Source organism: Nonomuraea sp. SBT364 (assembly GCF_001083785.1).
Lineage (GTDB): Bacteria > Actinomycetota > Actinomycetes > Streptosporangiales > Streptosporangiaceae > Nonomuraea.
Genome location: NZ_LAVL01000211.1, coordinates 1 through 12,898, shown reverse-complemented (window position 1 = coordinate 12,898; position 12,898 = coordinate 1). Strand labels below are relative to the sequence as shown.

The window sequence follows — 12,898 nt, the reverse complement described above, 5'->3', positions numbered from 1 at the left end:
GGGTGGCTGCGGCCAGCAGACCGGCGGCGGGGAGCAGGGAGAGAACCTGGCGGCGGGACATGTGCGGCACGGCGGGCTCCAGGCCGTTGGTGGATATGCCGCGCTCACCATACATGATCTACATTTGCCCGCCCAGGCTCTCAAGCCAGCCGCGCGCGGGCGTCCCGCTGGGTCCCGGAACCGCTGGTCCCGACCTGCCGCGTGACACTCAGGTCGCGGGCGGAGAGGAGCTGCGGGCCGACCACCGTGCCGGCACGGAACACGGCCGGCCCGAGCGTCCAGTCACGCGGCGTCCACGCCCCTCTCGGCCGCCAGATCCGCCGGCTCGGACAGCTCCTCCGGAGAGGGCAGCCGGAGTTCGAGCCGCGGTGTCGTCAGCCGGCTTCGGCCCGCTCCGTCGCGGCCCGGTCCGCGTCCTTCGCGCCGAAGGCGTACGAGAGCGCCGTGCCGAGGCCCCCCGCCATCGCGAGCCCCAGCAGGAGATCGCCGACAGTGGTGCCGAAGCCCAGTCCGATGGCCACTCCACTCGCCATGCCGAGCTTCCAGTTGGGGGAAATCCGCGTCTTCGTCATGCCCCTATCCTCGGCCGCCGGCCGCTCCCCGAGGTAGAACACGGTGTCACCACCTGCCGATGACAACCGTCATATGTCGCGTATGGATGGTATTCAGATCGCGGCTCCGTGCTCAGTATGGGTGAGACGTACGAGGGAAGGAGTGCGTGAGCGATGCGCAGAACGCGGCATTGCGATCTCTGCCCACGTCACTGGACCGGGGCCGACGCCTGCGGCGAATGCCCCCTCACGGAGTTCAGCCTGGAGGCGCCGCCCGGCGGCCGGATCGCGCGGCCGGTCACCGGCTTCCCCGGCGGTCATGCCGTCGACATCAAGAAGGCCGACGACGAGGTAACGCGGCATCTGTGCTGCGCGGCCCAGACGGACGTCGTCTTCGCGCAACGCCTTTTCGACCACATCATCCGCCAGCCACAACGGGGCATCGCGGTGTCCCCGGGCGTCGATCTCCCGGTCGTCCTGAGGCACGCATGCGCGGGCAGGCGGCGAAGGGCGTTGCGGGAATGCGCGCTGAACGCGATCGCCCTGCTGGGAACGCTCACCGTACTCGGCTCGATCGCGGCCGCCGTCTACAGCCTGTCCGCCGCGCCGCTTCGATTCGTGCCGTGGGCGCTGGGCGGCATGCTGATCGGCACGACCCTGGTGAAGTTCGCGGACAAGGTCGCCCAGAACCGGGCGGTCACCGTGCTCCTAGGGCCCGGTCGGTTCTCGGCGGCGAACGCGCCCCAGCCCGTCAAGCCGCTGTTGCGCCGCCGGCTCACGCAGATCGAGGAGCTGAGCCGGGGGAACATCTCGATCTACCGGAAATTCGAGCCGTTCACCGGCTACGGGCGGGTCGTCGGCGGCTGGTCGTTCGCCATCGACGTGGAGAAGCCGCGATATGAAGGCGGCACCACGTCGCCTTTTCAGGTCCATGACATCCGCCGGTACGTGGCCGCACAGGTGGAGGCGCTCGACTGGCGGGGACTCGAAGTGGCGGACCGGGTGTTCGTCAGTGGCCGTGACGTGTGGGAGGACGACGGCTTCGTCGACGAAACCGGCCGCCCGCTCGCCAAGATCGACGACGAGAAGTTCGACCTCCTGCTGGCCAAGCGCGACGGCAGGGCCCGGCCCTACACGGTGATCCGGCTGATCGGCTGGGACGGGGAGCTGGCGCTCACCATTTTCCTCAGGTTCGCGTTCGTGAAGAAGAACCTGTTCATCGAGGCCAGCCATTCGGTGCTCACGCCGCTGCAAGCCCGTTTCCACCAGCATGACAAGGTCCGGCCCGTCACGACGGTCTGGGGGTTCGCCGGGCTGGCGTTTCGCAGTCTGGGCATGTTCGAGGCGCCCACCGCCGTGCTCAACCACGTGGCCGAGTTCATGCAGGACCGCCGTGCCCTCGCCGGGCCGGGCGCCGTTCACGACCCGAGTTTCAATCACGGCGCCTCCTACTGCGTGCGCGAGGAGGCCAGCGACTCGCGCTACCGCCGCTATTTCCAGAAGCTGGACACCGAGATGTACACCAAGGTCGTCGAGCAACGCGTCTTCGACGCCCTGGTGCAGTTCCTGGACGACCACAACGTCCACACCGGCGAACTGGTGGAACGGCAGACCACGATCCTCAACAACGGAGTGCTCGTGACCGGCGGCAGCTCACTCAACGCCGAGAGCGTCGCGGCAGGGCAGAACGCGCAGGCCACCACCTACGTGGCCACGTCCGGCGGGAACAAGGGGAAGTGAGCCATCATGCCTGACAACTACGGCATCCAGGTGAACGGCGGGCAGCTGACCGGCACCTCCATCGCGGCCGGCCCGGGAGCGCGGGCGACCTCGTACGGCGCCGCCCCGCAACCGCCGCTCCAGCAGGCGGCGAGCCAGGAGAAGGAGCGCAACGTCTTCGTCGTCCACGGACGGGACGAGCAGGCGCGGATCCGGATCTTCGACCTTCTCCGCCGGATGGGCCTGCACCCGCTCGAATGGGAGACCCTCGTCCACGAGACGGCGGCCGCGAGCCCGCATCTGCTGGACGTGGTCGGGCGGGCGCTCGACCTGGCGCAGGCGATCGTGGTCGTCATGACGCCCGACGACATCGTCCGGCTCCATCCCGCGCTGACCGGCGACGACGGCGACGACGGCGACAGCGACGGCCCCGTCCAGTGCCAGGCGCGGCCGAACGTGCTGTTCGAGGCCGGGATGGCCTTCGGGGTCGCGCCCGAGCGGACGCTCCTGCTGCGGCTGGGGCGGCTGCGCCCGTTCTCCGACGTCGCCGGGCTCAACTACGTCCAGGTCGACGGCTCCCCCGGGAGCGTCCTGAAGATCCGGCAGCGGCTGGAGACGGCGGGCTGCCGGGTGACCAGGACGGGGGTCGACTACGTCGACCCGGATCTCCTGCGTGGCCTGGCCGCCTACACCCGCCGCGCGACGCGATAGGCCGCGGGACGGTGTCGTTGATCCACGGTCTGCGGCAGATCGTCCGCACGCCGCGGGGACGTGTCCTGCTGACGACGCAGTTCTTCATCGCCTTCGGAGTCGTCTCCGCCGCCGTCCAGTTCGTCGGCCAGGTCTTCGGGGCGCGTTTCGGCAATCCCGGGGCCGTGACGGCGATCTCGCTGGCGGCGTGCCTGGCCTGGGGTCTGTTACGGGCGTATCCGCACAGCCGCGTCTCCCGTGACTTCACGCACCCCGACATGACGATCACCATCAAGATCGGCGACCTCCTGGAGGAGGAGGCGGATCTCGTGGTCGGGTTCAGCGACACGTTCGACACGGACATCACCGACAACGGGGTCATCAACCGCGGCAGTCTGCAGGGCCAGTTGCTGAGCCGCCTGTACGAAGGGGACCTGCGCCGGCTGGACGGGGAACTGGACCGGGCTCTGGCGGTCACCGTGCCGACGTCCGTGGAGTCCGCCGAGTCGAAGCCGCAGGGGAAGCTGAGGCGGTATCCCGTGGGCACGGTGGCGATGATCGGCTCGCCGCGCCGCAGGGTCTACTGCGTCGCCTACAGCAGGATGGGCAACGATCTGGTGGCACGCTCGTCCATGGACGACCTCTGGCTGAGCCTCGGCCACCTGTGGACCGCCGTCGGCCAGAACAGCCAGCTCCGCCGGGTGGCGGCGCCGATCATGGGCGCGGAGCTGGCCAGGGTTCATGCGCTGGACAAGGAGAACCTGCTCAAGGTGATCATCCTGTCCTTCATCTCCCATTCCCGGCTGCGACCGGTCTGCCGGGAGCTGACGGTGACGATCCGTCCGGAGGACAGCGAGAAGGTGGACATGCTGGAGATGAAGGCGTTCCTGGCCGCTTTGTGACCCCGTGGAGGCTGAGCCGCGTGGACGATCGCGTATGGAGGTGAGCGGACGATGCATGGACCGTCTCATCGCGGGTGCGCCATGATTCCACCATGCTGGTACTGACTCTCGTCACGCTCGTGCTGCACGGCGCCCTCGCGGGCCTCTTCTACGCCTTCTCCATGTCCGTCATGCCGGCCCTGAACGCCGTCGAGCCCGCCCAGGCCGAGGTCGTGATGCGGAGCATCAACAAGAAGATCCTCAACCCCTGGCTCTACATCGCGTTCATCGGCGCGCCGATCGCCGCGCTGGTGGCCGGGCTGCTCGCGGACGGTCCGGCGGCGGTGTGGTTCTTCGCCGCCGCCGGGGTGAACTTCGTCGGCTCGTTCCTGGTCACAGGGGCCATCAACGTGCCGATGAACAACGCCGTCGACGCGGGCACGCTGCCGTGGAAGGACTACGCGCCGCGCTGGATCGTCTGGAACACCGTGCGCGCCGTGGCGTCCTTCGCCGGCCTCGTCCTGGTCGGCATCGGCTTGGTCAACCTGTGATCACCGGGCGGCCCACAGCATCCCGCGTTCGATGATGGTGCGTACGCTGTCGTGCTCCAGCACGTCGAGGCTGTGGCCGGGGGTCGCCACGAAGATCTTGCCGTTCCCCCACCGGCGCGTCCAGACCGCCGGTGAGGTGACCTCCCGGTGCCACGGGTCCCAGGGGCGGACCCGTTGCGTCGTGGTGGCCAGCACGTCGACGTAGTCGTCGGTCAGCACCCAGTACTGCTCGGTGACCAGGTCGAAGTCCGCGATCCCGGCCGTGATGGGGTGCTCGCCGGCCTCGGGCAGCAGGTTCACGGTGTACGGGACGAAGTTGTGCTCGGCCGTGCCCGCGCTGGCCTCGTCCGGGTGCCTGCCCGGATGGCACGCGAACTGGCCGCCGATCAGGTGCAGGTAGTCGGAGGAGTTGCGGAAGGAATCGGCGATGCCGCCGTGCCAGCCCGCCATCCCGGTCCCGGCGCGGATCGCCGATTCGAGCCCGCGGAGCTCGTCCGGCTCGATCGAGCCCATCGTGTAGCACTGCACGACGAGATCGACGCCGGACATGAACGACGAGTCCGCGTAGGCGGCCGGCGACTCCGCCCGGTGCACCTCGTACCCGTTCTTCTCCAGAAAGGGGATGAACAGCTCCGTGGCCGCGACCGGCACGTGCCCTTCCCAGCCGCCGCGGACGACCAGTGCTCTTTTGCGCGTCATCCGCCGATCGTCGCACTACCGCGGAAGTGCACCTACCTCCACCCCCGTTCTGGTCCCAGCCGCATTCTGACGTCCGGCGCGGCTCATTACCGTCCTGACCAGAGGCGAGTTCATCGAGGGAGGACGCACGATGCGAGGCATTCCCACATCATCGGCGGAACGGGCGCCCGCGCCTGATCTGGCTCGCGGAATCATGCTGCTGGCCATCGCCTTCGCGCACGCGCCGCTGTTCGTCGAGGCGGTCGGCCGTGGCCCGGCCGTGCTGAACGACGTCGTCGGCGTCTTCCACCAGTTCTTCGTGAACAACCATGCCCGGCCGCTGTTCGCGTTCCTGTTCGGCTACGCGCTGGTGCAGTTGTCGGATCGGCAGACGCGACGCGGCAGTGAACCGGCGGCCGTGCGCAAACTTCTCCGGCGGCGCGGCTGGTGGCTGGTGGCCATCGGGTTCGCGCATGTGGCGCTGCTCGTGCCGCTCGACATTCTGGCCGTGTACGGAATCACGTCCGTGCTTTTCGCCGGCATGATACGGGCCAAGGATTCGACGCTTCTGCTGACGGCCGGAATCGTCCTGGTGCCCTCCACCCTCCTGGTCGCGCTCGCCATGTGGTTCCCCCTGTCGAAGGGCAATTCCACCTACGACGCGGGAAGCATCGCCGCCGGGGCGAAAGGCATCGCGGAATTGTTCGTGGAGCGGCTCCAGGGCTGGCCTTTCGGGCTGGTCGCGGGCGTTCTCATGGTGGTGCCCGGGGTGCTCGCCGGCATCTGGGCGGCACGGCGGCGGCTGCTGGAGGAGCTCGACCGCCCGTTCCTCGTCCGCGCCGCCTGGGTGACCACGATCGTGTCCGTCGCCGGGGCGCTCCCCGCGGCCCTCATGCAGGTGGGGTGGTGGGCCGAGCCCTCGAACGCGGCTCTGTGGACGGCGGCGGTCGCCCAGCCGCTGACCGGTTACGCGGGCGGCGTCGGCCTGGCCGCGATCATCGCCTTGGTGGCGACCCGGCCGGGCAACGCCGTGTCGACCGCCATCCAGGCGCTCGGCCAGCGCTCGCTGACCTTCTACCTGTTCCAGTCGATCGTGTTCGTCGCCGTCTTCTTCCCGTACGGTCTCGGGCTGCAGGACGAGCTCGGGCTCGCGGGCGCCACCGGTGTGGCCGTCGCCACGTGGCTGGCGTCGATCCTCGTCGCCGATCTCATGCGGCGCGCCGGGCACCGAGGCCCAGCCGAGATCCTGCTGCGCCGCCTCGCCTACCCGCGACCCGGCCAGGACGCCCCGGCCGTGTCTAGCCGTCCTGGTCCAGCAGCCGATCGAGCCTGATCCCCAGCTCGATCATCTCGCACCGCAGCAAGTCGTACTTCTCCCGCATCTCCGACCGGGCGGTCCTGAAGTGCTCCCCCACCTGCAGCCGGGCCCCCGTGAGCTCGACGCCGAGAGCCGCGAACTCCTGGTCCACCTCGCCCCGCACGGCCGCGACCTCGGCCCTCACCTGCGTGACGCACATCCACGTGGCCGCCAGGTCCGCCTCGATCCCCCGCAGCCGCACGCCGATCTCCCGCATGTCGGCAGGCCGGACCTCCTCGGCCTGCAGAACCGCCTCGACGTCCCTCATACGGAGCTTCAGGCTGAGAATCTCCGCCTCAACGTCCACGTACCCCTGCCTTCGCGGTTAGCCGGAAGAGGCCCCGCGCCCTCACGGCCGGACCCCACTGCCTCAGACATGGTGACAAGCGGTCCAAGATCGCGTGACTGCCCGGCGCCCCCGGGGATGCGATTTCCTCCACCGCATGCTGCCAATCCCCCACCGAGGGGAAAGGATGCCTACCGATCCCGCTCTCACCAATGACCTCATTTACCTCAAAGGGGACAATTCATAAACCGTGCGCCGAAACGCTGGGCCCACCCGGGCCGATAACACCAGGCAAGAATCCGCTCAGGGGAAGTGAGTGCCGATGGCGTCTCGGGCATGGTTGGTCCGGCTCGGCGAGACCGGGCAGCGGGAGAGCACGGCCCTGGAGAAGGGGCAGGCGATCCTTGGCTGGTCGAACCTGGGCGACCTCAGCGCCTGCCGTGACCGGACCGACATCGCGGCGCTGCTGCACGAGGCCTATCAGGGCGAAGGCCCGTCGCCATCGGCCGGGTCACCGGGCCGTACGTCTACCAAGGCGAGGCGGAGCCCGGTTTCCGTCAGGTGAGGCCGGTGGAGTGGCTGCGTAGCGACGTCCCGAAGAGCGCCGTGGAACAGGATCTGCGCAACAGCATGAGCTCCCTGCTCACGGTCTGCGCGCTGAGCCGGTTCGGCGCGGCTCGCCGGATCGGACGGCTGGCCGAGGACGGGATCGACCCGGGGCCGACGTCCGACGAGATGACCATGCTGGAGGGGTTCGCGACCCCGCACGAGCTCCTGGACGGCGTCATCTCCAACACCTCGGGCGAGCCCATCCGGTTGACCATCCGCGAGTTCCTCAAGCGGTGGGGGGTGACGCGCCGCACCGCCGCCTCGGTGGCACGCATCGAGGCGGATCTCGCGGCCAAGGGGGTGACGACGCGGCCGTCCTTCACCGAGGGGTGGTTCGACCATGTCATCGAACTCCTTCCCGTCGGGGAGGAGCCCGAGAGCACGAGCCCGGTCCCCGCTCAGGGACTGCGCTCCGATGTCGAGGACGCGCCCGATCTGCCCGCCATCACGTTGCGGGTCGGCCTGCTGGAGTCGGCCAACAAGGGAGTGGTCCGCGTCCGCGCCGAGGACGGGATCAGCATCGCGCACACGAAGATGCTGAGCGGCAAGTTTTCGCAACTGGCGGTGGTCGACGAGAACGACATTCTGCTGGGGGCCGTGAGCTGGGAGTCCATCGGTAAGGCAGCCATGAGGAAGACCGCGCTCCGGACCGTTTCCGACGTGATCGACCGGGCCGCCGCCTCGGTGGACCACCACCAGGACCTGCTGAGCCAGGTGACGGAGATCTACAACAGGGGGTTCGTCTTCGTCTGCGACTCGGACAAGAGGGTGATCGGCATCATCACCGCGGCGGACCTCACTCAGCAGTTCGGCCAGTTGGCCCGGCCCTTCGTCCTGGTTGAGGAGGCCGAGCGGCGGTTGAGGAGGCGCGCCGACGAGGTGTTCTCCCTCGACGAGCTGAGGGCGACCGCGCGCCGGCCCGCCAAGGTCAGTTCGGCCAACGATCTGACTTTCGGCGCGTACAAGCACCTGCTGGCGTCACCGGCGCACTGGGACCGGATGGAATGGCCGCTCGATCACGCGCTATTCCTGGAACTGCTGGAAGTCATGCGCGGCGTCCGGAACGAACTCATGCACTTCGCTCCCGATCCCCTGGACGCGGAGACGCTCGATCGGGTCGAGGGGTTCATCGAAATGCTCCGGATCGTGGACCCGCGACCTTAGGAGGCTTCGTCGTATTCGATGGCGTAGTCCTGGTGCGAGCGGTCTTTGAGTGCGAAGGCTGCTATGACGCTTATCAGGCCGCAGATCGCCATGTAGACGGCGATGGCCCATGAGCTTTCGTACGTGGCGTAGAGCCACACGGCGATCAGCGGGGCGGGGCCGCCGGCCGTGAGCGAGGCGAGCTGGTAGCCCAGGGAGGCGCCGCTGTAGCGCAGGCGGCCCGTGAAGCTCTCGGCGATGAAGGTGGCCTGCGGCCCGTACTGGATGTCGTGGATGGGCGCGGCCAGCACGATGGCCAGGAAGACGAGCGCCGGGACGCGGGTGTCGAGCAGCGGCCAGTACACGAAGGACCAGGCCACCATGGCCAGCGCACCCACGATGTACAGGCGCCGGCGGCCCACGAGGTCGGAGACGTACCCCCACAGCGGCACGGTGAAGAGCGAGACGACGCCGGCCACGATCACGTACGTGTAGACGTCGCCGGCCGCGAAGCCGAGGGTTTTGGTGGCATAAGTCAGGATGAAGACGGTGAAGATGTAGAACGGCGCTTGCTGGCCGGTACGCAGGAGTGCGCTCCACAGGATCTCCCGCCAGTTGCGGACGATCACCTCGCGGACGGGGACGCGCTCGACCCGGTTCTCCCGCAGGACCTTGGTGAAGACGGGCGTCTCCAGGATGCCCAGCCGGATGTACAGCCCGACCGCGGCCATCACGATGCTGAGCAGGAACGGGATCCGCCACCCCCAGTAGGGGTCGAGCGGCTGGAAGACCTGCAACGCCAGGTAGCCGAGCACCAGCCCGACCGGGACGCCGAACTGCGGCCAGCTGCCCAGGAACCCGCGGCGCCCGCCGAGGGACCTGCCCCATTCCGTGGCCAGCAGGACGGATCCGCCCCACTCACCGCCGACGCTGATGCCCTGGAGCAGGCGCAGGACGGTCAGCAGGATGCCGCCCCAGATGCCGATCTGCGCGTAGGTGGGCACCAGGCCGACGAGGGCGGTGGCGACACCCATGGTCAGCAGCGTGATGATGAGCGTGGCCTTGCGGCCGATGCGGTCACCGTAGTGGCCGAAGATCGCGGCGCCGATCGGGCGGGCCGCGAAGCCGCCGAAGTAGGTGCCGAGCGCGAGCAGCAGGCCCGTGGTGGGGTCGCTGGTGGGGAAGAACAGCTCGGCGAAGATCGTGCTGGCGGCGAAACCGTACAGGAAGAAGTCGTACCACTCGATCGAGGTGCCCACGGCCGAGGCGACCACCGCCCGGACCAGTTGGCGTCTGCTGGGCTCGGCCATGTCCCGCTCCTGGGGTCACTTCGACGGTACAGGACGGGTCGCCATCGGTCACGGGCCGATTTGCGGCACGACGCAGTTGTTCTCGGGCGGCTCGCCGCGCGGCCAGGCGACGGTCTTCAGGTGCGGCCGTCCCGTCGCGCCGTCGAGCCTGACGACGGGCAGCGCCTTGTTGTACGGGTTGCCGGCGTTGGTCAGGCAGATCCAGCCGCTCGCGCCCTGGATGCGGTAGGCGGCGTGCAGGCTGGGGAGGCCGTCCCTGATCTGCTCGGTGGTGGGGAGCTCGGTGCCGTAGAGGGCGACCGCCTTGGCCAGCTCCCGGGCGGCGGTCAGGATGACGTCGTGGGTGACGATCACGCGGCCGTCCTCCAGGCTCACGTGACCCAGGGCGGCGGCGGCCTCGCGCAGTTCGAGCATGGTCTGGCGGGGTTCGGCGAGGTAGCGGGGCAGGTTCTTCCCCCGCGTGTGCCAGGCGTCGGGGTGGGCGGGGGCCGCGTACTCGACGGAGACGGACGGCCTGCCGACGCCGGGGTCGCCGCGGAGCAGATCCCGTTCGACGTCGCTGAGGCGGCTGTCGAGCGTCGTCGCGTCGGAGCCGGTGATCACGGTGTAGGACGTCTTGCCGACGCAGTAGGTCCCGGCGAGCGTCTTGATGAACAGCTTCAGGTGGAAGGCCCGGCCGGCGAAGTAGACGAACCGGGCGTTGGACTGGCAGATGTTCAGGGCGAAGTCGGCGAACTTGTTCGGGGTGATGCCGGCTTCCTCCAGTCCCGGTGACGCGAACGTCATGTCCTGCACCCCGGCGCCCTCCTTGCCCTTTCTGGCCTCGGTGAACGCCTGGCGCAGGGAGGCGTTGTAGTTGTCGTCCGGCCGGGTGTCGGCGACCAGCGCGGTCTCCGCCCCGGCCAGGCCGGGATCGGACTTGAGCAGCGCGTCGGCCTGCTGCCTGGCGGTCGAGACGACGCGGGTCAGGCCGGGGAACGGGTCGGCCGCCCGGTTCTGGGACTCGGGGTTGGCGAAGTCGCCCGAGGTGACGAGGCCGGCGACGATCGGGATGCCCTGGTGCGCCAGGTGGGCCATGGCGGCGCGGGTGTTGCCGAGGCTGAGGTTGAAGCCGGCCACGACGCGCAGGCGCGGCTCGCGCTCGGCGAGCTTGTCCACGGCGGTGCGCCAGTGGGCGTAGTCGCGTCCGGGGTTGGCCAGGACGAGACGGATGGGCGGCTTAGCGGATTCGGGGCCGTTCACCCGGATCTGGGCGAGATAGGCGCCTTGCACCTCGCTGAGGATCTGCTCACGTACGGCCGGGATGCCGGACTCCATCGGGATCATCAGCGCGACCGTGGCGTGCTCGGCCGCCGCGATCCGCTCGTTCTCCGCCTCGATCCGGGCGAACACCTCGCGCATGCCCTCGACGCCGGGCATGAACACGTCCGTGCCGTCCGAGACGCCCACGCACTCGGCGCCGACCCGCTCCAGCCCTTCGCCGCAGCTCTCGGGCCCGGACGCCAGGAACGCGCCGTACCCGAGCACGCCCGCCCCGGCCAGCGCGACCGCCGTGGCGGTGACCGGCCCCACGCGGCCGACGCGCTGCTTACCGCCGGGGGCGCGAGTGCCGAGCGACACCTGGAGCAGCCTGCTGGGCAGCGGCACGTCCCTGTCGCGGCTGCGCTCGTCGGCGACCTCGCGCCGCCGCGCGAACAGCGCCGGGATCTCCTCGGCCAGCGCGCCTGCCGCGACCGGGGCGTTCGCGCCGCGCAGGGGCGGCGCGCCGCCCGGCGCCGAGGTGGCGATGACGACGGGATGCACCCGCAGGTTGCGGGACTTGCCGTCGTACGCCGCGAGCAGCGTGTCCCTGATCGCGCGCCGCGCGGGCACCCGGTCCACGGCCGGCAGCAGCACGACTGGCCGGCGCGCCCTGTTGAGCCGGCGGAAGAGCCCGTAGTGCGCGCCGATGTCCGCGAGCATCGCGTCGACCAGGAGCAGCTCCTGCTCGTGCGGCTCCTTCTTCCGCCACGCGGCCAGCTCGTGGATGAGCACCCGGGTGGTACGCAACGGCCGCGTGCCGAACCCCTTCCTGCGATACCAGCGCACGGTACGGAAATGCGGGAACCGGAAGGCCCCCGCCACCCGCAGCACGAACCCGACCAGCCCGCCGAGCTGCTGCTCCACGTACGGGTCGCGGGTCAGCCCGCCGAAGCGCTGGCGCACCCTGCGCAGCACGTCGCGCCGCGCCTCGCCGATCGCCTGCTTGACCCGCTCCTCCAGCTCGGCGTTCAGGTCGGCCTTGGTGCGCCGCGTCTCGTCCGGCTCCCACGCCACCAGCACCGTGTACGCGACGGCGAACCTCGGGAAGACGATCGGCAGGTGGTACGCGGGCCGCCCGTCGTACCCGCACCCCTGGGCGATGTCGAGCAGTTCGTCGGCGACCGGCTTCGGCGCCGCCGGGACGCCCGCCGGCTCGTTGACGGGCGCGACGCCCGAGTAGCTCTGGTGGAACTCCTCCAGCCACGCCCGGGTCTCGGCGTCGCCGCCCTCGATCTGGAGCACCAGGGGTCCGGTACGCCTGCCGTACCGGACCTTCCCGCGCCGGAGCCGATCCCTGATCGCGAGCTCCGCCAGCACCTCTTCCAGTTCCACCACTGCCCCCGTGGAGCCCTTGAACGTACAGGTGGTGAGGACTGTAAAGGCTTCGAAGGTCACCCGCCGGGAATCGGGAAAACAGCGGCGCCGGCCCGTGAATATCCATTGCCGAGACGTGGAGCCGCTCTTGAGGGATTAGGCTCGGAAGTGTTCCAGATCACACGAAGGCATTCCCTCGTATGAGCGATTCCGGCGAAAAGCAGGCAGATCAACCAAAATGGTGGGAGCGCGTCGGGGAGCCGATGATCGCGGCCGTGGTCGGCACCGTCGTGGGCCTCCTCCTTCAGCCGTTAATCAACTCCTACGACACACTGCCGCCCTGGGTCTCCCTGGTGGCCGTCGGAGCGATCGCTCTATTCTTTCTGGCCATATCCCTGATAAAAGTCATTCCGATATTTGTCAGACGGCATTCACGGGCCGCGACGGGGATTCTGGTGATGCTCACCGGGTTGTGGGCGGGCTTCTGGATCGGTCTCTTATACCACT

General features: G+C 69.3%; 13 protein-coding genes. 8 read left to right on the top strand and 5 right to left on the bottom strand.

Features of this window, described 5'->3' with window-relative positions; all coding sequences use genetic code 11:
- Window positions 1-374 precede the first annotated feature (374 nt).
- Entirely contained in the window at window positions 375-572 is a 198-nt protein-coding gene (locus ADY59_RS42900; RefSeq protein ID WP_063780964.1) for a hypothetical protein, read from the bottom strand.
- Window positions 573-725: 153 nt separating this feature from the next.
- Between ADY59_RS42900 and ADY59_RS42895 the strand changes: the two genes are divergently transcribed.
- From ADY59_RS42895 to ADY59_RS42880, 4 genes are all read left to right on the top strand, one after another.
- A complete protein-coding gene (locus ADY59_RS42895) occupies window positions 726-2,291 on the top strand; it encodes a hypothetical protein (protein WP_049575714.1) in 1,566 nt (521 codons plus the stop codon).
- Between the two features lie 6 nt (window positions 2,292-2,297).
- Complete coding sequence (locus tag ADY59_RS42890) at window positions 2,298-2,981, top strand: TIR domain-containing protein (protein ID WP_049575711.1); 684 nt, start codon at window positions 2,298-2,300, stop codon at window positions 2,979-2,981.
- A gap of 17 nt (window positions 2,982-2,998) precedes the next feature.
- A complete protein-coding gene (locus ADY59_RS42885; protein ID WP_197094125.1) occupies window positions 2,999-3,862 on the top strand; it encodes a macro domain-containing protein in 864 nt (287 codons plus the stop codon).
- A gap of 92 nt (window positions 3,863-3,954) precedes the next feature.
- Complete coding sequence (locus ADY59_RS42880; RefSeq protein ID WP_049575708.1) at window positions 3,955-4,392, top strand: anthrone oxygenase family protein; 438 nt, start codon at window positions 3,955-3,957, stop codon at window positions 4,390-4,392.
- Here the strand turns inward: ADY59_RS42880 and ADY59_RS42875 are convergent, their stop codons facing one another.
- Entirely contained in the window at window positions 4,393-5,091 is a 699-nt protein-coding gene (locus tag ADY59_RS42875; RefSeq protein WP_049575704.1) for a ThuA domain-containing protein, read from the bottom strand. It lies immediately after the preceding gene.
- A gap of 130 nt (window positions 5,092-5,221) precedes the next feature.
- Here ADY59_RS42875 and ADY59_RS42870 point away from each other — a divergent pair, with 130 nt between their 5' ends.
- Window positions 5,222-6,403, top strand: a complete 1,182-nt coding sequence (locus tag ADY59_RS42870; RefSeq protein WP_049575700.1) for a DUF418 domain-containing protein — start codon at window positions 5,222-5,224, stop codon at window positions 6,401-6,403.
- Here the strand turns inward: ADY59_RS42870 and ADY59_RS42865 are convergent.
- Complete coding sequence (locus tag ADY59_RS42865; RefSeq protein WP_156326091.1) at window positions 6,369-6,695, bottom strand: hypothetical protein; 327 nt, start codon at window positions 6,693-6,695, stop codon at window positions 6,369-6,371. The genes ADY59_RS42870 and ADY59_RS42865 overlap by 35 nt on opposite strands.
- A 340-nt stretch (window positions 6,696-7,035) precedes the next feature.
- On the opposite strand from ADY59_RS42865, the gene ADY59_RS42860 reads away from it, so the two are divergent.
- Entirely contained in the window at window positions 7,036-7,278 is a 243-nt protein-coding gene (locus ADY59_RS42860; protein WP_049575696.1) for a hypothetical protein, read from the top strand.
- Window positions 7,279-7,283: 5 nt separating this feature from the next.
- Window positions 7,284-8,486 carry a CBS domain-containing protein gene (locus ADY59_RS42855; RefSeq protein ID WP_049575693.1) on the top strand — a complete coding sequence of 401 codons (1,203 nt, stop codon included), beginning with the start codon at window positions 7,284-7,286 and terminating at the stop codon, window positions 8,484-8,486.
- Here the strand turns inward: ADY59_RS42855 and ADY59_RS42850 are convergent.
- Both ADY59_RS42850 and ADY59_RS49330 read right to left on the bottom strand, forming a co-directional pair.
- Complete coding sequence (locus ADY59_RS42850; RefSeq protein ID WP_049575689.1) at window positions 8,483-9,775, bottom strand: MFS transporter; 1,293 nt, start codon at window positions 9,773-9,775, stop codon at window positions 8,483-8,485. The two genes, ADY59_RS42855 and ADY59_RS42850, sit on opposite strands and share 4 nt — an antisense overlap.
- Window positions 9,776-9,823: 48 nt before the next feature.
- Complete coding sequence (locus tag ADY59_RS49330; protein WP_156326090.1) at window positions 9,824-12,409, bottom strand: ABC transporter substrate-binding protein; 2,586 nt, start codon at window positions 12,407-12,409, stop codon at window positions 9,824-9,826.
- A 182-nt stretch (window positions 12,410-12,591) separates the two neighbouring features.
- Here ADY59_RS49330 and ADY59_RS42840 point away from each other — a divergent pair.
- On the top strand, window positions 12,592-12,898 hold a 307-nt coding region (locus ADY59_RS42840; protein ID WP_156326089.1), incomplete at its 3' end, for a hypothetical protein.

Bases quoted from the DNA above. Each gene is read 5' to 3' on its own strand.
- ADY59_RS42900 (WP_063780964.1), bottom strand. From the start codon at position 572: ATGACGAAGACGCGGATTTCCCCCAACTGGAAGCTCGGCATGGCGAGT.
- ADY59_RS42895 (WP_049575714.1), top strand. From the start codon at position 726: ATGCGCAGAACGCGGCATTGCGATCTCTGCCCACGTCACTGGACCGGG.
- ADY59_RS42890 (WP_049575711.1), top strand. From the start codon at position 2,298: ATGCCTGACAACTACGGCATCCAGGTGAACGGCGGGCAGCTGACCGGC.
- ADY59_RS42880 (WP_049575708.1), top strand. From the start codon at position 3,955: ATGCTGGTACTGACTCTCGTCACGCTCGTGCTGCACGGCGCCCTCGCG.
- ADY59_RS42875 (WP_049575704.1), bottom strand. From the start codon at position 5,091: ATGACGCGCAAAAGAGCACTGGTCGTCCGCGGCGGCTGGGAAGGGCAC.
- ADY59_RS42870 (WP_049575700.1), top strand. From the start codon at position 5,222: ATGCGAGGCATTCCCACATCATCGGCGGAACGGGCGCCCGCGCCTGAT.
- ADY59_RS42865 (WP_156326091.1), bottom strand. From the start codon at position 6,695: ATGAGGGACGTCGAGGCGGTTCTGCAGGCCGAGGAGGTCCGGCCTGCC.
- ADY59_RS42860 (WP_049575696.1), top strand. From the start codon at position 7,036: ATGGCGTCTCGGGCATGGTTGGTCCGGCTCGGCGAGACCGGGCAGCGG.
- ADY59_RS42850 (WP_049575689.1), bottom strand. From the start codon at position 9,775: ATGGCCGAGCCCAGCAGACGCCAACTGGTCCGGGCGGTGGTCGCCTCG.